Below are 21,917 nucleotides of genomic sequence, written 5' to 3' on the forward strand. Positions count from 1 at the left end.
ATATAAATTTATAGCTATTAAAATGGAATTGGATCATCTTCAATATCGATTAGGATGTCTTCTGCATCATCAACCAACGTAGAATTATCTGCTGAGTTAATTTTCTTCACGGTATATTCAGCTAAATACACCTGATTTGCTCTTGCTTCTCCAAAGTGCTTACTCACTTTCTCCTTTGTAAGTAAACTTCCCCATACGCCAGCGGCTTGCAGTATGATAACGACCTTTTCTGCCAATTGCAATGTTTCATTACTATACTCTGGGATTGTGTAAAACGTAATCCTTTTGCCTCCTATATAGCCCTGATTCATCCGATAACTCAAAATCGCATCAGATATTTCAAGCATTCTGCTTGGAAGTTTTTGATGCGGAATTTTTACAATTAATCCTGATAGCGCGAGCATATTAATGGATCTGGTCACGGTTGATTGACTAATTTTCAATTTTTCCTTAATTCGATTGGTTGCGGAGAAAAACACATGCTGATTTTCGTAGCTGAAGACCCGATATAATTTATCCTCCTGGTGATCGTTGAAATACTCTAAGATGGCATAGTATTTTTGAATAAATTGAAACACTGCGGGATATGCTTGCTCCAGATCCTTTCTTTCTCCACGTATGTATTGCAGATTGCTCTGATACTTTTGAGCTTGTTGTAATACCCATTCGTCCTTTAGTTCCAGTTCAAACAAATTGGCGAGTAGGCTCCGAGCGCTCTGGAATGCGTTCTCCGCATCATCAGCGTTTCCAAGAACAATTTCGACGACATCAAATATATTAAGGCTAATCGTGCCGCCCAATTTCGTCTTGGAGAAATAGCGATAGACCCCTGCTTCATCTTTGGATATCCAGGCATCGTTGCCAGATACGAAATCGCAATAATACCACTCATCTTCCACCATGTCCAAGTTACCAAACACTTTGCCAAAAGCGTTCTGACTTTGGATGTAGTGTTCGAATTCTTGTGTTGTCGTTATAGCAGAGAAATCCTCGTTGTCTATATAGCTTCTGATCTGGAAGTGCTGTATGCGATCAGTATTGTGCAAATATTGTCGAATAATGTTCTTTTCAATTGTATTGGGCTTGACGCTCCCACCCGTAAATATACTGTTGATGTCCATATGCTCTCCGATTATTGTAAAATATTATTTACATTTATATCGGCTCAGAAGAGACATTTCAATACAGTTTGAATCTAAACTCTATTGCTACAGAATAAAAAGCAAGGGAGCAAACTGCTCCCCCACCCTTCTCCTGTTGTATTGAATTCTTTTTGCTTTTAATCTAAAGCCTTGTAGGATTCGATTAGGAACAAAATGTTTGTAGCCGCGAGATGTAGAGCATATGCAACCAAATGAGTAGGCAAATGGACTATACTTTCACCCTGCCCATGACCGCTGTTTTTGTTACGAATGGTGGGTAATCCGCTTTCCAGTGTATCCCTTAAAGAACTAAATTGTGTTTGGAGACTTATGGATAGCAATCCATTCTGAAATAGTGTATTTATCAGAGGTTTCGCTGTTGCATTATCTCGAACTTCCCATCCTTTGCGCTTGCAAATCGTTTTCATGACGCTCTCGAAAGCCTTCAGAGCATCTGAAATTGCTTCTTTATGTCGTCCCTTACGGAAGTGTTCGTGAGCAGACATGAACTCCTGAGATGCCCCCTCAAACCCTTCTTCAGACATCATACTAATTGCTGGCTGGACAGCTTCTTCGTAAATATACTCCGAATCAACTCTGACAATTTGCCCTTCGATATACTGATAGCCAATGGCATGTTCGCGGAAACGCTGATTAAGCTCCTCAATAGCATCCTCAGCTCTTTGCGTTATATTAGCATTTTGCAAAACTGAATCATTCCAGTTTCGCACCACCTCGTCGATCCATAAGAAACTCATTTCAATAATATCCAAAACTCGTTCAGTAGTAGCATTTTGGATGAAATATTGGCATTGAGTATATGGATTATCACCCTGTTCGCTAAGAGAAAAGATGCCATACTCTTTACATAATTGCTTATGAATTTGGAGCCAGATCTTATTAGATGGGCTGGTATGCGTCTCTCCGTAAAAATTAGTCTCATGATACCACCTGCCAATAGCATCAGACCATAAATGTATGACCTGAATTCGAAATTCTGCGGGGAAATTGTCGTATATAAACATCTCTGTATCAGGCTTCTTTCCTCTTTTGGAAAAGAGATCAAAAATCAAGTTGGCTCACCTCCATCGTCATTTTGATTATATCAAATTGCTAAAACAATATCTTCCTATTTCACGCTTTCTATTGCTACTCATCTAATGCAATAGAGTTTAAATATTAACTCCATCGACTGATCAAAAATTCAAAAAAAAGGAGCCAATTTCCCGCTCCCCCCACTTCTCACTGTTTAGCTTACGGCTTGTTTAAAATCGTCAATTATCTCCGATAGCTGATACATCTCTCTCATTTTAGATGTCGGCGACCATTCGGCATGATCAATAAACTCAACAATACGTATAAGCGACTGTTTAGCTTCAGAACTAAGCATACCACTCCCTAAAAAATAGCTATTCTGAATCAACACTTCCGACAAAGAAAATGATCTGTCCTCTTCATCTAATTCGCAAAACAAGGTTGGAACCAATACCTCATTTCTAATCCGTAAAGCCTTTGCCAATGCAATTATCTTGTTAATGCTCGGAGAATTTCGCTCTCCGCTTTCCAGTCGATGGATATAGCCCGCACTAACTGATCCACCACTGGCATTTTCAAGATCTTTCAGCGAAAAATTGCGTAGCTTGCGGTAGTGCTTAATCAGAAGTGCGAATTTATCAGAACCGCCTGTTCCTTGTTCAATCTTTTCTTCTGTCATGTGTCCCTCCATTATTATCCTTGTTAGGAATCCTGATTTGTTTTTAACTCTACATCATAGTCGCCAATAGGATTGATCATAATTTTATGGAGAGACGGTTAACGATTTTTCTTAAACCCTACTGCTTTTCCAGCTTAGTTTCATCTGATTCTTGTAATACGGTCTCCTTTGTAACAGTATAAAAAGGAGATCAATTCATCGTTTTTTGATTCTATCTCCTTTTTAGCCTTATACTGATTTGTCCAGCAGATAAGTTGTCCATTCATTCATTTATACTTTTAGCCTATCAACTACGCTAATGACGGCATGAATGTTATTCGAATACTGTTCACTTAGCAACTTGATTGACCTACTAATTTCCTCGCTTTCCATACCCCGATTAATCATCATACCGCCGTCAATTTAGTAGTAAACAATTGAGTTGTGTAATGTTTAGGGATTTATTCTCAATCCTTACTACGACTGCCCCTATATAAACGATAAAGATCCTTTACCATCTCCAAAGCAAGTTGAAAAAGTGACAACTTGCGAAACATATGCATCGTCGCAACAAACATGAGAAAGAACACAATTTGCATAAAAGGTCTGTTTAGCAGATCGTGACCATACATTTGATAGATACTTCGGTTTAAAAACAATAAACCTCCTCCGACCATTAGCCGAACTGCCAGAAATAGCTTCTCTGGTTCCATATTTCGTTCCCCTCCTATAATCAGCGATCTGTTTAGTCTGATTCCTTCCCTTTAACTCCCATCAAACAAAAAAAGCACAGATCCCCCCTAAGGTAAGATCGGTGCTTCCGATTTGAAATATTCGATTCAGTTGCCTCCATTATACTTCATTACTTTGATTCAAGTAAATAAACCCTTATAGTGATTGAGTATAAATTTGTCGGTAGCTCCCTCGCCATCTTAATGTTTCTTCTGCTTCATTTTAAATCATCAATCTCAACTGGAATTTGAAATCGATACTTAATTGCCTGCAATGCAAGTATGCTGTTGCGGTCATCAAGGGTATTAAACAAAAAGCGAACCTCGCATTCCGCCTCCGAGCCGTACAGACTAAATGCCAGGTCAATCAAGCTACGAGTGCCGCCAGTTAGGAAAGCTTGATTGTAAGCCTCCAGCCTTATAGTATGATCCTCAAAGTCGTAAAGCATTTCGATATTTTTGTACAACAGTTCTGTTCCTGAGAAAATGTAAAAAAGTGAGCACCGTTCAATGTCCTTGATATTCGTTTTGTCTCTTTCGCATAAATCATTGAATCGTCTTTTGTGCTCGTCTGAACGAAATTGCATACATATGCCTCCTTGATAATTGGTTTATATCTTATATGCATGCAACCTATCAAAAACAAGTATCGAATCTATTAAATTGAATCAATGTTGTATCGAAGTTTTAAGTATTGTTTTCCTTATTCGCATCCTCTCACTTCTCTCCTCTCCTGTTTCTATTATTATTGTGAATAGATGTCGGTTAAAACCTTAAACCCCTTATAAAACAAGGGTTTTCGGCTCCTCCAAGTATGTGAATAGATGACGGTTAAAAATTGATAGAAAACAAAAAACCTGGAGCTTAGATTTGCTACAGGTTTGATGTATTAGAAATTCAAATTATAAATAGAATGCTTGATCCCGTTCCTGTCTATTGTTTTTTTTGCAATGAACCCCTTCTTGTGAAGACTCGCTGTCATTTTGGAAATTGAATCATGACCCTTCTTACCAATTTTTTGAGCGATGTACTTTTGACTTGCCCAGCAATCAGCTCCTTTCTGAGATACAATTTTGCTCAGAAAGCTGTACAATTTTAACTCCCCATCAGTAAGATCATTCAGCATCAATTTAACCGTTGCATTCTCAAGGGTAGTAAAGCCAGAAACGGAATTAAAGAAGGGATTTAAGTAATACACATACCCTTCGCCAGCTCTACGATTCCCTCTGCGTTTAGTGACATGTCCTTTTAAAACTAACTCCTTCATATTTCGCTCCAGAGTTCTCTCGGAAATTTGAGCGTACCTTTGGATGTCCAACTTGCTAAAGTTTTTGATTCCCTCCAGGCTTTCTCCAAGCTTCATAGCCAAGTAAATCCGCGTTGCACAATCAGATAGAACGCTTAGATCATCGAAAAAGTCATTCGAAATGATGAGTTTGTTTTTCTTCGTATAATTTTCAAACTCTAAATACCCATATGCACCGCGAAGCTCTTCCGTATACTTGCCATGTTTGCCCTTAAAGTCTTTTGCATATATTCTGTCTGTGTCTTTGAAAATGTGGGATGCATCCAGACTCGGTGAGCATCTTTCTCCCCAGCAAACCATAACGTCCTTAATCGTCTGGATATTTAAGCCAAGGCTGTTCCGCAAAAACGGAATGATGAACATCATCACTTTATTCCTCAACCCTTCTTGGCTTCCAGCAAGCATCCTTTGTACGGCATCAGGAAGCCGCTCGAAGTCCAGCATGCTATAAACAGCTTTAAGAGTTTCAATCTTTATCTCCCCAACCGCTTCAATTTCCCGTTTGCTCCTCTCCTTCTTTCCTCTCCTGTCCGAACCGTTCAGTGGTGCAGTAGGGATAGATTTCATCTCGATCTCGCTCAAAGGCTCTATCTGCCTAATCACTTCGGGCAGGCTGTTCAACTTCTCGAAAACCTCAGTGACGTGATACCGCTTCTCCGTCCAATAAACATCCGTCGTTGCAACAATCTCTGGGTTTGTCGCGCTGAAATATTTACTATTACGATCAAGAGCCTTGCAATTGAAGGAGTATGGCATTCTTAGGACTCTGGCGGGGTCTTGTACTGCCTCATCAACCTTGAAACCTTTTGCCAACATCAAACCTGTAAACTTCTTGTAGATTTCCTTATCTGTAACCCTATGATTTAGCAGTATAAAACTTTGATAGCCGTGCCCCGAAAAAATATCAATTGTTTCAATGCCCAAATCTATTAGCCTTTGTTTCTGAGCCTGGAATTCTTCTGCCATTATGCCGTCAAAATCCATTGGCAAAATACTCGTGAACAAGGCATTTTCATTATTCACCTTTCCTTTTTCATACTTTTTCCCATCCTTCTTGAAAACTTCCAAGTCATAGTCAAACGCAAAGCTCGAAAAGTATAAGTCTACTCCTTTGGCATTCATAATCTGGAGAAACTTTTTTAGTTCGGAGGTATCCTTTTCATCAAGGTGCCATGTTCCGAAGCTCCGTAGATACTCTCTTATTGATGGATCGCGCTTGACTGGTCTAAGCTCGACTCTTCCCTCATTCCAATGTTCGTCCGCAAGTTGCGGATGTACTACCTTCATAAAACGGATCTGTTTCTCTGCTTGCTTGTCTATCTGCCCATCCGTCAAGACTGGCACTTGGTTAAAAATCTTCATTTCCTTCATTAGAAATAGCCCCCTTTGCACAGGAGGCTTCAACTGACCCATTCTCTCTTTCATCCAATTGTCGAAGAAAATATCAAACCATCTCAAGCGATTGCAAGATTATATTTCCTGTCAAATCGTAGTATAATCATTACATAATGTGAATGAAGAGAGCGCTTGTAGTAAACACAAACTTGGCAGGGAGTGTTGAAGCCTCTCTTTTTTTTGTTTTTTTATTGTTGTAGTCGAGGGCAACTGATTTGATAACTATTAATGCCTGCAAGCAAGTCTGACCATTAATCAATTTTAAGATGCTTGGTTAGCTTCGATCTTCATGAACCGTTTCAGCTCCACAATGTAGTACCAACCCGTAATCGCCATATCCTCTCTCAAATCAGTCTCGTCAACCATCAGCTCATTCGCCAATTGCTTAAGCTCCCGATATTCCTCTTTCTTCAGCTCTTCGTTTAAAAATTTCGCACGATCGTTTGCCGATAATTGATAGATTTGATGCCCATACATATACCGCACCCCCTTGGTTATAAGTTTTTATATTTTATGCATAAAATGAGGGATGCAATCGAATTATGTTGCGGAAAACTATATATAATATAGAGTTAAAAACAACAAAGGATGAGCAATTATGTGTATCAAACAGCAACTTTAAGGAGGATCGCTGAGGCTCAAAATCGAGAAATTTTAGAAAAACATATTTTATATACGGGGGTATTTCGAAATGGAAAAATTGGTAATGTATAAGGACAAATTCTTTTTTTTGCAATCAATTAATTTTGATAAATATGATATGGAATTTGGTATTTACAACCTTGCTAATGAGCAGATTGGGAGCACATTTTTCGGATTTAACGAAGGCGCTAATCCTTTTGATAGCGAGATTGAAACCGATGAGTTCATGGAATGGGTACAGGACGAGTCTCACAAAATTGAGGCGGAATTCAAGTTTTTGTTTGAGTTTTTTCATCCTGTCGAGGCGGCGGACGAGCTTGGATTTTCAGCCGCTGAGTTAATGGAAATGATGAAGGAAAAATGGGGCATCCCCTATCCAATAATGGATAAAATTCTACCGTAAAGCATGTCTGAGGTAGCATTCGATATTAACTACAATTAAGACTTCCAGAACTTTAGGAGGTCTTTTGTTATGTCATAATCTTCGACGCATATATGGAAGTTAACTAAATAGGTAAAACAATCATTAACGAAATAGACAATTCATTAACCTCGCATTAGAATAGAATGTACAAGGGGGATGTGGATGATGAATAGAACGGTATATGATTACACCCATGAGCAAATTGGTTATGGCTTCAATGAAAAAAATTCTGTAGTGATTCAAAAAGAGACGGATTATATCCTATCCAAAGTTTTAGCCAGTTTTGCAACATTGTTTCACGATAAAGTTGTAGGCATCAAGATTTCGAACGAACAATTTACATACACGGCAGAATACCTCTTATCTCCGAAGCACAAAAAAAATCTGATAACATGGCTGGATCGAGTGTACGAAGTTAAATCGCCAGTTAGTGATTTAGATTTTGGGAAATGGAAGATTGACCTTGACACTTGGTATTATGAATTAGGCGGTGTGTCTATTGAATATATCTACCATGACGACTACCTACTTACCGCTGCGGAAGCCGCAGATCTACTGGGCATTTCAAAAGTGACGTTACGCAAGTACGTAAATCAAGGTTTAGAATGTCAGGACAACAATGGATCTCATAAAAAGATTCCTAAACATGCAGTAGAACTCATGCGTGATACCGTTTATTCCATTCGAATGCAAATGAACTATCAAACAAAAAAACGATTAGAACAAACTCCTCAAGAACGTCTACTTGAAATTAATCAAGAGCTGACTGAGTTGCAATTGCGGTATGGTAAGAAGACTTACCAAGAAGCATTTGAAGGAATAGCGGAGGGTGATTTGGATGATCCAATTGATTATTATCGTTGGGAAGCCTTGACTGAGGAGATGGATGAAATACTTAAAATTGCGGGAGGAACTAAAGGGAATTAAAGTATATTCAGAATTAAGGAGGGACTAATTATTTAATTCTGATGACGAAAAGCAGTGCTGATGGCGGCTCTGCTTTTTTGTATATTCACACTGAAATGTTTATAAAACAAAAAAACAAGCCGTTAGGCTTGCTTCTTCTTTGTTGGGTTTTTATACCCTTCCAATCTTTGTCGGAGTTATTAGCTCCATTCTTCTTTGTTGGGATTTTATACCCTACATTCTTTAACAGAGCTTCTCGCTCTATTCTTGACTTCATTATAACATGATGTACTTTTTAACGCAATGCCAACTTCTCTCCCTCATGTATAGCCTCATCAAAGATACATTGTATGCCATCATCAATGTACTTCTTTTCTAAAGAAAAGGATATGTCTTGTAATGTTTCCTTAATCTCATTTTTTAACCTGGAAATTTTATCTTCATGGTTATCATTTGACCTCTGCAATTCTTTAATAGTATAGGCCAAATCCTTAGCCTTTATTACACGTTCCACTTCATAGGCTTTTTTCAGAATTTCGATTTTATCGTCCTGAGACACATTGTAGACAATCTCCTTAATACTCAGTAGCAATAAATGAGAAAATACTTCTTTTTCTATCGGACATTCAACAACATCGCCTCCCTGCTTTAAGGCGATGAAACGACTTGCATTTACAGTCCTCAGTTGGTTGAATACAGCATATGTAGTATTCCCTTTTAATGATGTAGGAAGAGAGGCGATCGGATTCAGCTTAATTTTGTTAACACCATCACCACTTGTGGCAGTAGTAAAAGGCATAACAATAAAAGTCTTTTTATCATTATTTTTTTTCAAAACTACTGCCAAATGTTTACCATCAAATTCACAATCTCTTACTGGATCAAAAATCACATTATAAATATATCCTACCTTAACATCACTAAATCGCATTTTTATCACCTCAATTCAATCTATCAATTATATTTGAATTTTCAACTTTCGACAATACTAAGTAGTAATAGTCGAAAATACTATAAAAAGAAGGACTTCTACGAAGTCCTCTTTTCCTATTGCGTGATATGGCTCTTAATATCATCGCTATTCGCACCGATAATATAAATTGTTATTTGTCTTGAATCACACAAGTATTGCGATTGATTTGGCTTGTAAGAATTACCATAAAAATATCGATACGTACTTACGACCATATTATAGCTTCCGTCAGAAGCCGTTTCGTTCACAAAAATGGATCTTGAGTTTTCGAGATTAAATGCATTACGCATCGGCATTTCATAGACTTGGCTGAGATTATCCCATGAACCTGATTGAGTTGGACTCGTCAAGCTGTACGTAACGTGATTTCCAAACTTATCGGCAAATGGCATTTTAACACTAAGCGTAGTAGGTGCTGTTACAGTTCCGCCATACTGACGAGTTACTGTTCTAAACGAACAATCGCCAGGCCAACCTTTAGGCGAGTTACGATACGTGTTTGTATCGAACTTAACGATATATTTGATTTCAAATCCATATCCAGCTTTTACTTTCGCTTGATCTGGTCGAGCTAAGATATCAACCCAACCATCTCCACCAAGTTTATCTTTCGTCAGTTTGCTTCGGAACATGACATTGGTTATCTTGTATTCCTCGTAATAGCTTCTTGTATCAGTCCACGTATTATCATATGTGGCGATGCAATAACTACCCGATCCCCAACGGTTTGACCAGTAATATCGATAACCTTCACGATCATGGATATAGTGAGTTTCTGACCACGTATTGCGGTTGTTTACGACCAAACAAGTCTCTGGGTTAGAATTCGTCATATACGCCATTACTGCACTCGTATCGATGTTATCAGCATACGGGTTCGTTGTGCTTGTAGATGTTTCAATTATCCGCCTTGGTGGTGGGTTGATCTCTACTATAAAGGCATTTGAAGTACCATTGGATCCCGCACTTAGCGAAACATTGGGTACAGTCCATGAGAATGGATAATCAACGTTTGCTGGAAGCGTAACGATCTCTTCCTTAACAACTCTACCATTCCGATCTCGAATTTCAATTTCAACATCTCGATCCGAGTTTTCAGGGTTAATGTTCGATGCTATGAATTCGAATGTCAGCGTCTCATTCAAAGTAGAAGATGGACCGATAACCGATGTGGGAACAATTGTGAAATTGCTTACGCTCAGATTGTTCGTGGATCTCCATACTTTAGATGCTTTATCGTTCGAAGGATCAGAACTTTGATTACCGAAACTTGCCGATGCGTTAAACCAATGGATTTGGAAGTCCGCCTTAATGCTCGGTACAAGAGGTGTAATCGCATCTCTAATCTCGATTACTGCCGTATCCCCTTTAAAGGTTAACGCCTTCGTTGCTGAAACCTTGTCATGGTCAATATAGACAGTTCCAGTGTCGTTCAAAGCGATAGAAACAGCCGCAAATGGATTGTAATAATCGTTTGGATCACCAACCAGTTTATTACCAGTGACTTTTTTCACCGTGATTCTCACACCATGAGTCATTCCTGGTACAACATCGTCAGTAACGTTTCCTTGATTATCAAGAAGCTCGATAGAACTTGCTACAAGTCCGATATCTTCTTCTTTAATTTTGAAGCGTAGTCGCCCATCGTCGTCACCCGTGTAGATATTGTCATTGTAGAGCTTGAATCCTGGAGAAACCTCTGCCCCCAAAACAAATTGTTTTTTTACGTCAGTAGGTACTTTGAATTCCCATTGTAGAATCTCTCCAGATGAATCGTTCTTTGTTTTATCAAAGGTAACAACCTGACCTACATCGATACCGCTGATTCGAGTTGCTGGATCAGCATTCACTCCAGGAATGACATCCTCAGTTATGGCAGTATTCCATTTACCAAGAATTAGAGAGTCTTCGTCAAAAGAAGCCATCTGAATCATTCGAACAGGTGTATACTTTGTTTTACGACCATTAAAGTTTGCTTGAACCATGTTCTTAACTTTGGCTGTAACGACTAATGTATCGCCTACAGCAACCTCTTGGTTGTTTATTTCCCATTTTCTCAAGATGTTGTCGTTATTATTTGCATCAGCAGTCATTAAGCCAACGACTTTACCCGTTTTCTTATCCGAAATTTTAAATTCCACAACTCTCAAATTATTTCGAGGTGGGGATTTCAAAACAAAGGTCGCATAATAGCCAGCCCCATGCCAACCTACGACAATCCCTGTTGAAAGCTCAGGACTATTGATCAGACTAAACTTTTTTGCGTAAAACGTAGCATCTTCTCTTTCACTCTTACCCGATCTTCTCAGATTTTCGTTCGCTGGCAAGAGATATTTTATGAACCACTGCACCTTCTGCTCAAATCCCTCGGGGTCTTCATCTGGAGAAACATCCCATGCGGATGCTGTTGTTTTAGCAGGATGCCCTTCATTAGCCAACCACGGATAGTCCCACCAATCCTTTTCGAGCGGGTTCCAATCAGATTCATGATCGCCAGATGGCACATCGGACGGAAAGTACGGATTGCTGATTGGAATTCCTGCGTCCGAAACGCCGAGGTATCGGAACTCATAATTCTTGCCGAAATATGAGCCCAATTTGTTTGTATTAACAATGTTAGTCGTTCCACTATTGTCTCCATTATAGTGATCCCTTGTCTGATATCCTGGATCCATGCTGCCAAGCTTTAAGTTCTGCCAAATTCCTGTTGCACCTTTTCGTACCAGGTAGGCGTAATCCGTCCCGTTACGCACCAAATTGTTCTCATAGATTAACGAGTGATCAGTGCTCGAATTTTGCATTAATGCAGGCACTTGCTCTGTTGGGCTATACCACAGAAATTTGTTTTTGTGGTACTCCTCGTACAGTTTCGTGATGCCTATGGAGTCATAATAATTTTTTTGCGGTGAGTTATTGTAGGTAAGATATACTGGCGGCTCGCTGATATCTCTGACTATCTTCCCTGCGCCATCATCCCAATGAGCTGTGACGAGATCGCCGCCGAAGGCAAATGCCCTTTCCACTACATTGGGCTGGTAAACCTGATGTAACAAGAACCCAACGATCAGGCTTACCACCGCCAATCCACCAACAAATTTCATTACTTTGTATCTCTTCATGCTTTATCGACCTCCTTTCCATTTAGTTTAGATTTTTTGATTGTGTTAGAAAACACAAAAGCTGTTTTACCTTGCTCTACCTCTTTTACGCAACAGGTGCGAGATTCATAATTTGATACAAGAAAAAAAGAGACGGATGTCCGCCTCTTCCCTCGTTAAATTTCTTTATTTTTTCGAGATTTTAACCGTAACGCTCCGTTCATTTTCAGTGATCGTTATTTTGCGTCCGTCAAGCTTAAAAGATTTATTGATGTATTTGGAGATATCCTTTCCGTTGTATCCATCATTCATAACCTTAAAGAGCTTATCGTATTCTTTCGGCAGATAGAAGCGGAATAGTTCGCGGCTGACATACGGTATAGTGTTGCTAACATGCTCCTGATTTTTGTCACCATACCAAGCAAGAAAATCGATATTAGCGATAGCTCCTTCCGCAAGACCCACCCTTACTTTTCCTAAACCTTCGTATGCATCCTGCCCATAGGGGTTATACCAAATTCCTCGCTGGAATCCCAACTCGTCTTCCAAGATCTTTCTGTTTGTCTGATAGTCGCCTGTTGCTGATGATTTCATTTGCGGCAAGACCCATTCTGATGGCACAGGATATGACAAATCCAGTTTCTTAGTCTCCGCACCAATCAGTTTGATATCATAGCCAAAAACGGTCTTTGCCGCTTCCAATGGAACGTAGAGTTTTCCATCTATAATAGATGATTTTTCTCCGCTCGGAACAATAACATTATTCATCGTTTTGGTGACAAGGGGTACACTCTTTCCATTTAACTTTATAGTAGTTTTGTTTGCTGAAATCTCTATAACAGCATCCTTTTGACGGATTATAGCCGTTTGAGTATTATTGTTCCATTTAATGCTGTCTCCAGTTGCTTTGACTATCGGAGCGATAGGGACACTGAGGCTATCAACCCCTTCAGCTACTACCATTTGTTGTGTTAGAGTCGTTCCATTAACCTCAATCGTGTATGCGTTTTTGGTCTCCGCCGCTGAACTTGTCTGTACGCTTACTGACATTAACAGCATTGCTGATAGGCACGATGCGACAATTTTTATTTTTTTCATTTTAATCCCCTCCACTTTCCTTTTTTTCTTAATTTTATACGGAATAGTCCATGCAATATATGGATTTTGTGTCGAACCTTGTTTGAGCTTCCGTTTAAGATGTTATACACCGTTTATACGCATTCATTCATACAAGTTCTGAATATATGCATAAAAGTTGTGAAGTTGTTCTTAACTTTTATGAAGATGCTCCCATTCTCCAGTCCTCTTTCGCCAAAATGTCAAAAAGGAGTTCAAGTCCTTATTGAATTCTTTCAGTGGATAGCCCTCCACTTGTTGATTAGCCATATTTAAGTTAATTTGCAAAAGATCGATCAACTCTTGTTTCACTGGCCTTTTTTCTCTTTCATGAAATAAAGCGGAAATGATAATGTCAAAAATATAGCCGATACCCAGCTCTTCTCTCATCTGATAATACAAATAAAACGTCTCTCGATTCTTCAGCAAATACATAGCAAAAAAGCGTCTGGCTCGATGGTTATTATTAATCTTGGCTATAATCTGGCTGAGCGTGTTTGTCTCAAATAGATGCTCCCACATTTGCTCCAGATACTCGCCGAATGCTTCTTGATCAAATTGCATCCTCTTCTTCCCCTTTCAGAACTCAAGCTCTTCAGCCCCCGACTCAATGGCTTTTCTAACTCTCTGGGCAAATCTCAAGCTATCAGGACCCGTTGTAAATGCTTCTTGGCAATCAGCGCAATAGTATACAGGCACATTGTATATTGTAACGACTTTATCCTTTATTCGCCCTTGCTCGTTCTTATATTGCAACCGAGCCAGTCCTCCGCATACACATATCGTTTTCATCAGCTATCATTCTCCGCTGTCCTGATGATTATCTTGTTTTGCTCAGCAACGACTATACACTTGTCTCCAATAGCAATGTTCGCTTGTTTCAATATGGCAATCGGGATAATAAATACGCACTCTTCTTCATCGGCGATGACTTTAATAAATTGTTGTTGATAGTCCACTGTTTTCCCTCCCTTTCACTCATTTATTTTTATAATGTTTAGATGTGAACCCTATTAAATAAATCAAGCGCTCAGTCATCTTCTGACCGAGCGCTTTAAAATGACACAGTTTTAATTTCGCAAATACACGTTAATCATTGTAGGCATCTCAAACAGATTGCTATAGAAACAGTATATTATTTTTGAATGTATATAACAAACATTTTTTCTATATTGTTACTTTTATAACTGTATTGAAGACTTATACTTCAATAATAGGTATACAATCTGTTCACTCTGGAATTTTAATTTTTGTAACCAATTTGGATGGCAATGCCGAACTCGCTATCAATGATATTAACAATGCGTCCATCTAAGGTAAATGGCTTCCCAACATACTTAGAGACATCTTTTCCGTTAACTCCATCGTTAATGATTGTAACGAGCTTCTTGTACTCGTTAGGGAAGTAAAACTTAAACAATTCCCTTGCAACATAAGGGGTTTTATTGCTATCATTTGCCTTTGTCTTATCTCCATACCACGATTGAATGTTAACAGTTACGTAATATTTCGAGTGCGTGTCGATAATAAGGCTTGTGCCAGCAGTTGCATTTTTCCCAAATGGGTTGTACGAGTAACCACCCTTAAACCCAAGCTCTTCTTCAAGGAATTTTTTATCCTTTTCAAAGTTATCCGTCGATGTAGATTTAATGCGGTCTGGTGTCCACCCAGAAGGAGGGAGATACCCAAGATCTGGTTTCCACGTTTCAGATGGTGTTGGTGTTTCCTTATTGGGTTCCAAACCGCCAGTAGGAGCCTTACCTGCCACAACAAATTCAGTACCTCCTTCTTTTTCAGTTGTTACAGTGTAACCCATCACCTCTTTCAAGAATTCAGCAGGAACATAGAGTTTTCCGCTGATTTGTGCAGGCTTCAATTGTACAGGAACAGCTAACGTTTCAATCACTTTTTTCGAAATTGGTACGGATTTACCGTTTACAGTTGCAGTAGATCTGGTCACGTAGATGTTGATTTTCGTTCCATCCTTCTTCGTAATCAAAGCGGAGTACGGTTTGTCAATCCAAGTGAGCTTGTCACCCATGCCTTTTACGATTGGTACGACTGGTACGTAGATCGTTTCAGTCCGTTCAACTGGCTGCCCTTCTGTCTTGGCAATCTTCACACCGTTTGTATAGGGTATTCGTAGTACCAGCGTTTCCTTGCTCTGCAACTGCACTATAGACATTAGCCACAAGGGACAACATGATCACGATCAGTATTATCAATTGCTTTCTCTTCAATTTTCAGCAATCCTTTCTGCTCAATTAATAAAAGCTCGGATACTATGACCGAGCTTTTAATCAGGGTTATTAAAGACGTAATGGCGGCAATTCGCTTGGATTTGATGGCTCAGTCGGTCTTTCAAGTAGCCCACCGATGCCATATTCCACGAAATTCTTAACAAACTGTACAGCTTCTGCACGGGTTAAAGCTTTATCTCCCTGAAAACTTGCAAGCGTTACTTCATTGGGATTGGAACCTTCGGCAAGACCAAAAGCCAAAAGATAATGAATTGCATTTTCACCGCTAAAGTTCACACCTTCTGTCGAGGATATCAACTCTGCCACCTGTTTGCGGAGGATCACTTTATTCCTCGAAGCAATGTCAGTGTAGCTTTTTACTGGATAATCCAGCTCTTTAGCTCGTTTGTAATAAACTTCTGCCCAATTCTCCGATTTCGAAGAAGAAAGCGTTGGTTCAAACGCACGTAGCATCATCGTCAAGAATTCAGCTTCGGTTACGCTCTTGTTTGGCTTGAACGTTCCGTCTTCGTATCCTTTAATCATGTCCTTAGAGATTGCCCAATCCACCGTTGCTTCGTACCATGCCCCTTTTTTTACGTCCGAGAACGCAACCTTCTCAGCGGCATCTACGCTTTGTGGAATCGATGTTGCGATGAGCGCAATAAATAGTGCGATTGTGAGGAACTTAAACTGCTTTTTGAACATATGTACACTCCATTTCCCCTTTATTATTATAGGGGAGTTGCATTAACAACTCCCCCTGTTGTTTAGCGAGTGGTAAACTCAAGAATCAGTGGGTTTTTCAGCTCAAAGGTTTCCTTCGAGTCTTTGCTCGCTTTTCCTTTTACCGTGGAATCCAAAATGATTGTGAACGTTTCTTTCGAATCGAACTTACCATTTTTCGGAGTAACAATAATTCGATTGAACAACACTTTGACTTCTACGTCTTCAACCAACTCACCTTTGCTATTTAGAACAAAGACAGTTTTCCCTGGTTGAATGGAAGCTTCATCAATGTACTTATAATTCTCACTTTTCATTGCTATTTGCAGGCTGATACCAACTGGAACAAATGTGCGAAGCTCCTTTTTCGTTGGAAGATCTTCGATTTTCAGCTCTTTTTTGAGTGTCTCCAATTCCTTTTGAAACTCATCACGTTTCTCTTTGTCAGTCATGGAGTCAATTGCTGACTTTGCACCAACATAATCAACGATAGTCAACGATTCCTTCGCTTTCTCAAGAGCTGTTTTCACTTCATCAACCGAAGATGCTTTTTCTGGAGCAGGGGTTACGATAACTGTATTACCACCGCTACCACTGCCACTTGGAGTTGGAGCTGGTGTTGGATTCGTAGGAATCTCTACAACATCGTCGTCTGGATCTGTCGGAATGATTGGAGGCGTTACTACAGGAACCGCTTGAGTTCTTGCATTAAGCGTAGCACCACCAGAAACATTGCCACTTGCATCTACAGATTTTACAACAATTGTGTAAGCTGTATCTGCAACCAATCCTGAAAACTCATAGGATGAATTCATAGTATCCGCAATGAAGACTCCGTTAACAAACAGCTTCACCTTTGCAAAATCACTATCTGATGGATTGATCCAACGTGCTGTGATCGTTGTTTGAGTTGTAGCGTCCGTTACCAATCCCGATACTTCCGCAGGAGCAGTTGTGTCAACTGGAGGTTGCGGATCAACTGGAGGCGTTGCTTTCGTTCTGCCTACAATCGAAGTGCCGATGGATTCATTTCCGCTTACGTCTACTGTTTTAATAACAATAGTGAAAGCATTATCCTCTGTCAGACCAGCGAATTCGTAGAACGAGTTCGTTGTGTCAGCAACAAAAGTTCCATTTAGGTAGACATTTGCTTTCGTATAATCTGCATCCATTGGATTTACCCACCGAACACGAATGGTATTAACAGTCGCATTAGAAACTTCCAAGCTCGAAACCTCGCCAGGAGCCGTTGTGTCAACTGGTGGCGTTACAACAGGTGTTGCTTGCGTTCTGCCCACAATTGAAGTACCGATGGACTCATTACCATTTATGTCTACCGTTTTCACAACGATCGTGTAATCCGTGTTCTCTGTCAGACCAACGAATTTGAAGAACGGGTTCGTTGTGTTAGAAACAAACGTTCCATTTAAGTAGACGTTTGCTTTCGCAAAATCTACATCTAATGGATTTGTCCAAGAAACATCAATGGAAGAATTCGTCTCTCCGACCACCGTAAAGTTGCTGACTTCGTCTGGTGCCGTGTTGTCAACTGGAGGTGTCGTATCAGGTACAGGCTTCGTTTTCGTCATAACATAACGACCAGACGATTCATTGCCATTAGCATCTACTGTTTTCGCTTGAAGAACATAGTTCGTATCAGCGGTCAAACCATTGAATACATAACTTGTTCCTGGTGTTTCACCAACGAGCGCTCCATTCAAATACAATTTCGATTTAACGAAGTCTGGATCGGTCGGATTAACCCAAGATACTTCTGCTGTCGTTGTTGTCACTTCACCAACTGTCAAATCAGTTACTTCGGCAGGAGCAGTTGTGTCAACCACTGGAGGTTCAGCGTTTGTCGTTACTGTAACGGTTTGACCCGCAGATTCGTTGCCCGAAGCATCTACTGTCTTAGCCGTAAATACATGTGCTGTATTTGGGTTCAGTCCAGTAAATACATACCGTGTACCCGAAACATCGCCGACAAAAACATTGTCTTTATAGACGTTAACCTTTTCAAAGTCTACATCGCTCGGATTAATCCAAGTGATTTCGGCAGACGTTGTGGTTACTTCACCAATGTTCAGTCCAGAGACTTCGGCAGGAGCCGTAGTATCGACAACTGGAACATCATCTGTTGTCACCGTTACCGATTGACCAGTAGAAACGTTACCTTCCATGTCTTCGGTTTTGAAATCAAACACATAAGTCGTGCTTGGAGTCAGTTCTTTGAACTCATGTTCTGTAGCCGTAGTATTCCCCACTGACGTTCCGTTTTGAGTCAAATTAACTCTTAGGAAATCTGAATCAGTTGGGTTTTTCCATGTTATTTTCGCTGATGTTGTAGTTTTCTCAGCAACAGCAAGGTTACTTACTTCCGCTGGAGCCGTAGTGTCTGCATCTGTTGTTTCTACAACCACTTCACCAGCCGATTCATTTCCGTTTTGATCCACAGATTTGACCGCAATGGTGTATGAAGTATTCGATTGAAGGTTTTCCAACGTAAATACTTCGCCATTTGTCGTACCAACTTTTACATCGTTCGCAAAAATATTATTCGTTGCGAAGTCTACATCTTGTGGATTCTTCCAGGTAAGTGAAATGCTGTTTTCGGTTTTATCAGCAATAGCAAGATTCGTTACATTTGCAGGAGGAGAAACATCCTTATTGAATGACAGCGAACCAAATCCGAATTCGATATCACGTCCTGGTGCTCCCAAATCAACGGCATATTTTTTAATTTCCTCACGAAGCTCAACATTGCTCATGTTTGGATACTTTTGCATCAACAGAGCAATCATACCTGTTACGTGTGGGGCCGCTTGTGAAGTACCGCTTGATTTACCATAACCGCCAGTGCCATCGGCTTTCACATACGTTGAAATGATATCAACGCCTGGAGCCGCAAGTTCGACTTCCTCACCAACCGAAGAGAAAATCCCGCGTTGATTCAGACTGTCTACTGCCCCAACTGCAATGACACTATCGTATTTTGCTGGATATTGTATGGTGTACGTATCTAAAGGTATTCCTTCTTGCTCATTCCCTGCCGTTCCCACAATAACGATTCCTGCGTTGTAGGCATTATCAATCATTTCCTTTAAGAGTGACGAATCTGTATCCATACCAAGGGAAATGTTGATGATGTCCATTCCATTCTGAATAGACCATTCAACTCCTTCAAGTACGTCAAGTATCGTTCCTTCGCCGTCTGCTCCTATGGCTTTCACAGCATAGATTTGAGCGTCAGGTGCGATCCCTACTATACCGCCATTTCCACTTTTAGCGGCGATAATACCAGCAACATGAGTACCATGTCCTCTATCATCGTTATAACTTGTCGTGTAGTCTACGGTCGAAACGCCGCCTGCAATCGTTAATTCGCTGTGCGCGAAAATGCCCGTATCAATAACTGCGACTTTAACGCCTGCTCCTGTGTAGCCTTCATCCCACCTTTTCGTAGGTTGAATAGCTTGGAAGTTCCATTGGCTTTGCTCCGCTGGGATGGAAGTAACTTTGATATCTCCACCAGTGATTCGGAATTTAGTGTTTCGTTCGATATACGCAATATTCGGATCACTCGCCAATTCATGTAAATCAGCACTCGTTACCGTAGCGGCTACTGCGGGAATCGTTTCGAATTCGTGTTTAATATCAATACTTTCTTCGATTATGGCTTCCTTGCCATTTTCATTTTTGTACACAATAATGACTTCTTGCACGGTTCCCGTCAGACTACCCGCATGTGCCAATCCTGCATTTAGCAGAAGAGATAATACTACGGTTGTGGCCATTATGCCTTTATGTCTCCCCATTTTCTCTCTCCTTTGAGTCTTCTTCATGTTTCTCGTAGTATTTTTGAGAGAAACATAGAGTTTGCAACAAAATCAATGCATATTCTTGATTTGCGTCATCAAGCGTGCTAAAAAGCGAGTTTAGCTCGGCAATATTTTTTGCCTGCTTATTTTTTGGAGTCAAAAACGCACCTCCACTTCCTAAATTGTGTTATAAACACAATCTACCATTATTTAGTTGTGTTGTAAACTCTTTTTTGGGTTTTTATTGTGTTGACTGTAGAGTTTTTGTGTTGTACATTTAGGTTATCTGTAGTTAACACTGGAGGTGTGTCTATGCACGACAGAATCAAGGCTATCCGCGAAGCCCTAAAAATGTCTCAACGCGAATTTGGAGAGCACCTGGGAGTCAGCCGAGATGTCATTTCAAATCTTGAATATAATAGAGTCCCGATAAAGGAGCTAATGATCAAACATATTTGTGAAAGATATGGAGTTGACGAAAACTGGCTTGTTACAGGCGATGGCAACATGTTTTTAAGTGAATGGCAATCCAATAAGAAACTTGATGAAGCGATTGCCATTTTCAAAGAATTGCAACCCGAATTTCAAGATTTTGCTCTGGAGCAGATCCGCAAATTAGCAGATTTGCAGGCAAAGCAAAAATTGGATTTAAAAATTTGAATCAATACAGTTACCTTTCGAACATTAAAAAACACTCAGGCACCAATTAGCCTAAGTGTTTAATTTGTTTTGACAGCAATCGTATTTTACAGTCAACGGAATTCTCCCCCTTATAGTTCTACCTCTTCAATACCGCCCACGATAGTTATCTTTAATATGACGTCTTCCACATCCATTCTGTCTATTGAAGCTCCTACTACATTCTGTGCCGCACCGTAAAATTCTTGCATTGCAAATGCACCCAATGCAATAACTAAACCCGCAACGATTACTGTCTCGATTGAGACGTATCCCTTTTTGTTTCTCATCCATTTTTTCAACATATAAATCCCCCTCTCTTCTCGATTTCTATATTGTTAATATAGTAAAAGTTCCATTAATTCATAACTCAAAATAGGTTTAATCCCTCTCAGTCTATGAATGCTCGAAATGCCCCCGATATGGCTTGACTCGAATTGGAGCGTACCAATTTTTCCAGATAGCAAAGAAAGCTATTGTAGCTCTCCATCAGCAATTTTCCCTCAATGAAAATTAGAAACAATGAGGTATCTACCTGAGCCGTCTGCCATGGCGAAATCTCGATACTATCGTGCACATTGTTGTGCTGGAAAAAGCGAAATTCCTTTTCTTCCGCCAGCTCAATAATTTCACCAAGCGATTGCCTTTTTGCAATTTCTGAGAGGGCTTCAGAAAAATCTTCTTTGTAGACCTGTTCGTAAAGCGCGAACTGCTCGCTCAAAAACATATGCAATTGCTCTTGCACAACCGATTCCTTGATGATGAAGGAGACATTCTCCTCTGATTCCTCGAAATCAAAGAGTTCCAGGTTTACTAACTTGCCAAGTTCTCCTTTGATATTATCAATCGTTGTTTTCCCGATTTCTCTTTTTCCAATCAGCATTTGATGGCAAATGCCCATTTGCAGATATTGTCCCATATTAATACTCCTCCTCGTTTCAATGATGTTGCGTTCATAACGACATAAAAAAAGTCAGCCTAATTTGGCTGACCCTTGGCACAATCTATGCAGATATAATCGATTAA

Annotated in this window: 20 protein-coding genes; 3 read left to right on the forward strand and 17 right to left on the reverse strand. The window is 40.0% G+C overall.

Going from position 1 to position 21,917, the window contains the following annotated elements; translation table 11 throughout:
- Nucleotides 1-17 precede the first annotated feature (17 nt).
- From MHI52_RS25955 to MHI52_RS25980, 6 genes are all read right to left on the reverse strand, one after another.
- On the reverse strand, nucleotides 18-1,121 hold the full coding sequence (locus tag MHI52_RS25955; protein WP_405157900.1) for a hypothetical protein: 1,104 nt from the start codon (nucleotides 1,119-1,121) through the stop codon (nucleotides 18-20).
- A 158-nt stretch (nucleotides 1,122-1,279) separates the two neighbouring features.
- Nucleotides 1,280-2,215, reverse strand: coding sequence for an STM4504/CBY_0614 family protein (locus MHI52_RS25960; RefSeq protein WP_405157901.1), 936 nt, complete (start codon nucleotides 2,213-2,215; stop codon nucleotides 1,280-1,282).
- A 176-nt stretch (nucleotides 2,216-2,391) separates the two neighbouring features.
- Nucleotides 2,392-2,856, reverse strand: a complete 465-nt coding sequence (locus MHI52_RS25965) for a helix-turn-helix domain-containing protein (protein ID WP_405157902.1) — start codon at nucleotides 2,854-2,856, stop codon at nucleotides 2,392-2,394.
- A gap of 928 nt (nucleotides 2,857-3,784) precedes the next feature.
- The gene (locus MHI52_RS25970; RefSeq protein ID WP_405157903.1) at nucleotides 3,785-4,153 is read right to left on the reverse strand and encodes a DUF6075 family protein; all 369 of its coding nucleotides are present in this window, start codon (nucleotides 4,151-4,153) and stop codon (nucleotides 3,785-3,787) included.
- Nucleotides 4,154-4,455: 302 nt separating this feature from the next.
- The gene (locus tag MHI52_RS25975; protein ID WP_405157904.1) at nucleotides 4,456-6,243 is read right to left on the reverse strand and encodes a helix-turn-helix domain-containing protein; all 1,788 of its coding nucleotides are present in this window, start codon (nucleotides 6,241-6,243) and stop codon (nucleotides 4,456-4,458) included.
- Nucleotides 6,244-6,528: 285 nt separating this feature from the next.
- Nucleotides 6,529-6,744 carry a hypothetical protein gene (locus MHI52_RS25980; RefSeq protein WP_405157905.1) on the reverse strand — a complete coding sequence of 72 codons (216 nt, stop codon included), beginning with the start codon at nucleotides 6,742-6,744 and terminating at the stop codon, nucleotides 6,529-6,531.
- A gap of 214 nt (nucleotides 6,745-6,958) precedes the next feature.
- Here MHI52_RS25980 and MHI52_RS25985 point away from each other — a divergent pair, with 214 nt between their 5' ends.
- The gene (locus tag MHI52_RS25985; protein WP_405157906.1) at nucleotides 6,959-7,312 is read left to right on the forward strand and encodes a hypothetical protein; all 354 of its coding nucleotides are present in this window, start codon (nucleotides 6,959-6,961) and stop codon (nucleotides 7,310-7,312) included.
- Nucleotides 7,313-7,495: 183 nt separating this feature from the next.
- Nucleotides 7,496-8,260 carry a helix-turn-helix domain-containing protein gene (locus MHI52_RS25990; RefSeq protein ID WP_405157907.1) on the forward strand — a complete coding sequence of 255 codons (765 nt, stop codon included), beginning with the start codon at nucleotides 7,496-7,498 and terminating at the stop codon, nucleotides 8,258-8,260.
- A 274-nt stretch (nucleotides 8,261-8,534) separates the two neighbouring features.
- Here the strand turns inward: MHI52_RS25990 and MHI52_RS25995 are convergent, their stop codons facing one another.
- The 9 genes from MHI52_RS25995 to MHI52_RS26035 form a co-directional block, all read right to left on the reverse strand.
- Nucleotides 8,535-9,170: a type II toxin-antitoxin system PemK/MazF family toxin gene (locus tag MHI52_RS25995; protein WP_405157908.1), complete on the reverse strand. Its 636-nt coding sequence runs from the start codon at nucleotides 9,168-9,170 to the stop codon at nucleotides 8,535-8,537.
- 116 nt (nucleotides 9,171-9,286) lie between these two features.
- Complete coding sequence (locus MHI52_RS26000; RefSeq protein ID WP_405157909.1) at nucleotides 9,287-12,331, reverse strand: Athe_2463 domain-containing protein; 3,045 nt, start codon at nucleotides 12,329-12,331, stop codon at nucleotides 9,287-9,289.
- A 165-nt stretch (nucleotides 12,332-12,496) separates the two neighbouring features.
- Nucleotides 12,497-13,408, reverse strand: coding sequence for a copper amine oxidase N-terminal domain-containing protein (locus MHI52_RS26005; protein WP_222215786.1), 912 nt, complete (start codon nucleotides 13,406-13,408; stop codon nucleotides 12,497-12,499).
- A 171-nt stretch (nucleotides 13,409-13,579) separates the two neighbouring features.
- Nucleotides 13,580-13,990: a hypothetical protein gene (locus tag MHI52_RS26010; RefSeq protein ID WP_405157910.1), complete on the reverse strand. Its 411-nt coding sequence runs from the start codon at nucleotides 13,988-13,990 to the stop codon at nucleotides 13,580-13,582.
- 227 nt (nucleotides 13,991-14,217) lie between these two features.
- Nucleotides 14,218-14,385 carry a hypothetical protein gene (locus MHI52_RS26015; protein ID WP_405157911.1) on the reverse strand — a complete coding sequence of 56 codons (168 nt, stop codon included), beginning with the start codon at nucleotides 14,383-14,385 and terminating at the stop codon, nucleotides 14,218-14,220.
- 284 nt (nucleotides 14,386-14,669) lie between these two features.
- Entirely contained in the window at nucleotides 14,670-15,611 is a 942-nt protein-coding gene (locus MHI52_RS26020; RefSeq protein WP_405157912.1) for a copper amine oxidase N-terminal domain-containing protein, read from the reverse strand.
- Between the two features lie 124 nt (nucleotides 15,612-15,735).
- Nucleotides 15,736-16,374 (reverse strand): S-layer homology domain-containing protein, encoded by a 639-nt coding sequence (locus MHI52_RS26025; protein ID WP_405157913.1) that lies wholly within the window; start codon nucleotides 16,372-16,374, stop codon nucleotides 15,736-15,738.
- A 62-nt stretch (nucleotides 16,375-16,436) separates the two neighbouring features.
- The gene (locus MHI52_RS26030; protein WP_405157914.1) at nucleotides 16,437-20,189 is read right to left on the reverse strand and encodes a S8 family serine peptidase; all 3,753 of its coding nucleotides are present in this window, start codon (nucleotides 20,187-20,189) and stop codon (nucleotides 16,437-16,439) included.
- Nucleotides 20,190-20,196: 7 nt separating this feature from the next.
- Nucleotides 20,197-20,373 carry a hypothetical protein gene (locus MHI52_RS26035; protein WP_405157915.1) on the reverse strand — a complete coding sequence of 59 codons (177 nt, stop codon included), beginning with the start codon at nucleotides 20,371-20,373 and terminating at the stop codon, nucleotides 20,197-20,199.
- A 152-nt stretch (nucleotides 20,374-20,525) separates the two neighbouring features.
- Between MHI52_RS26035 and MHI52_RS26040 the strand changes: the two genes are divergently transcribed.
- The gene (locus MHI52_RS26040) at nucleotides 20,526-20,873 is read left to right on the forward strand and encodes a helix-turn-helix domain-containing protein (protein WP_405157916.1); all 348 of its coding nucleotides are present in this window, start codon (nucleotides 20,526-20,528) and stop codon (nucleotides 20,871-20,873) included.
- Between the two features lie 110 nt (nucleotides 20,874-20,983).
- Here the strand turns inward: MHI52_RS26040 and MHI52_RS26045 are convergent, their stop codons facing one another.
- Both MHI52_RS26045 and MHI52_RS26050 read right to left on the reverse strand, forming a co-directional pair.
- Complete coding sequence (locus tag MHI52_RS26045) at nucleotides 20,984-21,196, reverse strand: hypothetical protein (RefSeq protein WP_405157917.1); 213 nt, start codon at nucleotides 21,194-21,196, stop codon at nucleotides 20,984-20,986.
- An 86-nt stretch (nucleotides 21,197-21,282) separates the two neighbouring features.
- Nucleotides 21,283-21,810, reverse strand: a complete 528-nt coding sequence (locus MHI52_RS26050; RefSeq protein WP_405157918.1) for a hypothetical protein — start codon at nucleotides 21,808-21,810, stop codon at nucleotides 21,283-21,285.
- Nucleotides 21,811-21,917 lie beyond the last annotated feature (107 nt).

Origin of the sequence: Paenibacillus sp. FSL H8-0283 (genome assembly GCF_045040675.1) — a bacterium.
Taxonomy (GTDB): Bacteria; Bacillota; Bacilli; order Paenibacillales; family Paenibacillaceae; genus Paenibacillus; species Paenibacillus amylolyticus.

Coding starts and splice junctions, on each gene's coding strand:
- MHI52_RS25955 (WP_405157900.1), bottom strand. CDS start 1,121: ATGGACATCAACAGTATATTTACGGGTGGGAGCGTCAAGCCCAATACA.
- MHI52_RS25965 (WP_405157902.1), bottom strand. CDS start 2,856: ATGACAGAAGAAAAGATTGAACAAGGAACAGGCGGTTCTGATAAATTC.
- MHI52_RS25970 (WP_405157903.1), bottom strand. CDS start 4,153: ATGCAATTTCGTTCAGACGAGCACAAAAGACGATTCAATGATTTATGC.
- MHI52_RS25975 (WP_405157904.1), bottom strand. CDS start 6,243: ATGAAGGAAATGAAGATTTTTAACCAAGTGCCAGTCTTGACGGATGGG.
- MHI52_RS25980 (WP_405157905.1), bottom strand. CDS start 6,744: ATGTATGGGCATCAAATCTATCAATTATCGGCAAACGATCGTGCGAAA.
- MHI52_RS25985 (WP_405157906.1), top strand. CDS start 6,959: ATGGAAAAATTGGTAATGTATAAGGACAAATTCTTTTTTTTGCAATCA.
- MHI52_RS25990 (WP_405157907.1), top strand. CDS start 7,496: ATGATGAATAGAACGGTATATGATTACACCCATGAGCAAATTGGTTAT.
- MHI52_RS25995 (WP_405157908.1), bottom strand. CDS start 9,170: ATGCGATTTAGTGATGTTAAGGTAGGATATATTTATAATGTGATTTTT.
- MHI52_RS26000 (WP_405157909.1), bottom strand. CDS start 12,331: ATGAAGAGATACAAAGTAATGAAATTTGTTGGTGGATTGGCGGTGGTA.
- MHI52_RS26005 (WP_222215786.1), bottom strand. CDS start 13,408: ATGAAAAAAATAAAAATTGTCGCATCGTGCCTATCAGCAATGCTGTTA.
- MHI52_RS26010 (WP_405157910.1), bottom strand. CDS start 13,990: ATGCAATTTGATCAAGAAGCATTCGGCGAGTATCTGGAGCAAATGTGG.
- MHI52_RS26020 (WP_405157912.1), bottom strand. CDS start 15,611: ATGTCTATAGTGCAGTTGCAGAGCAAGGAAACGCTGGTACTACGAATA.
- MHI52_RS26025 (WP_405157913.1), bottom strand. CDS start 16,374: ATGTTCAAAAAGCAGTTTAAGTTCCTCACAATCGCACTATTTATTGCG.
- MHI52_RS26030 (WP_405157914.1), bottom strand. CDS start 20,189: ATGGCCACAACCGTAGTATTATCTCTTCTGCTAAATGCAGGATTGGCA.
- MHI52_RS26040 (WP_405157916.1), top strand. CDS start 20,526: ATGCACGACAGAATCAAGGCTATCCGCGAAGCCCTAAAAATGTCTCAA.
- MHI52_RS26045 (WP_405157917.1), bottom strand. CDS start 21,196: ATGTTGAAAAAATGGATGAGAAACAAAAAGGGATACGTCTCAATCGAG.
- MHI52_RS26050 (WP_405157918.1), bottom strand. CDS start 21,810: ATGGGACAATATCTGCAAATGGGCATTTGCCATCAAATGCTGATTGGA.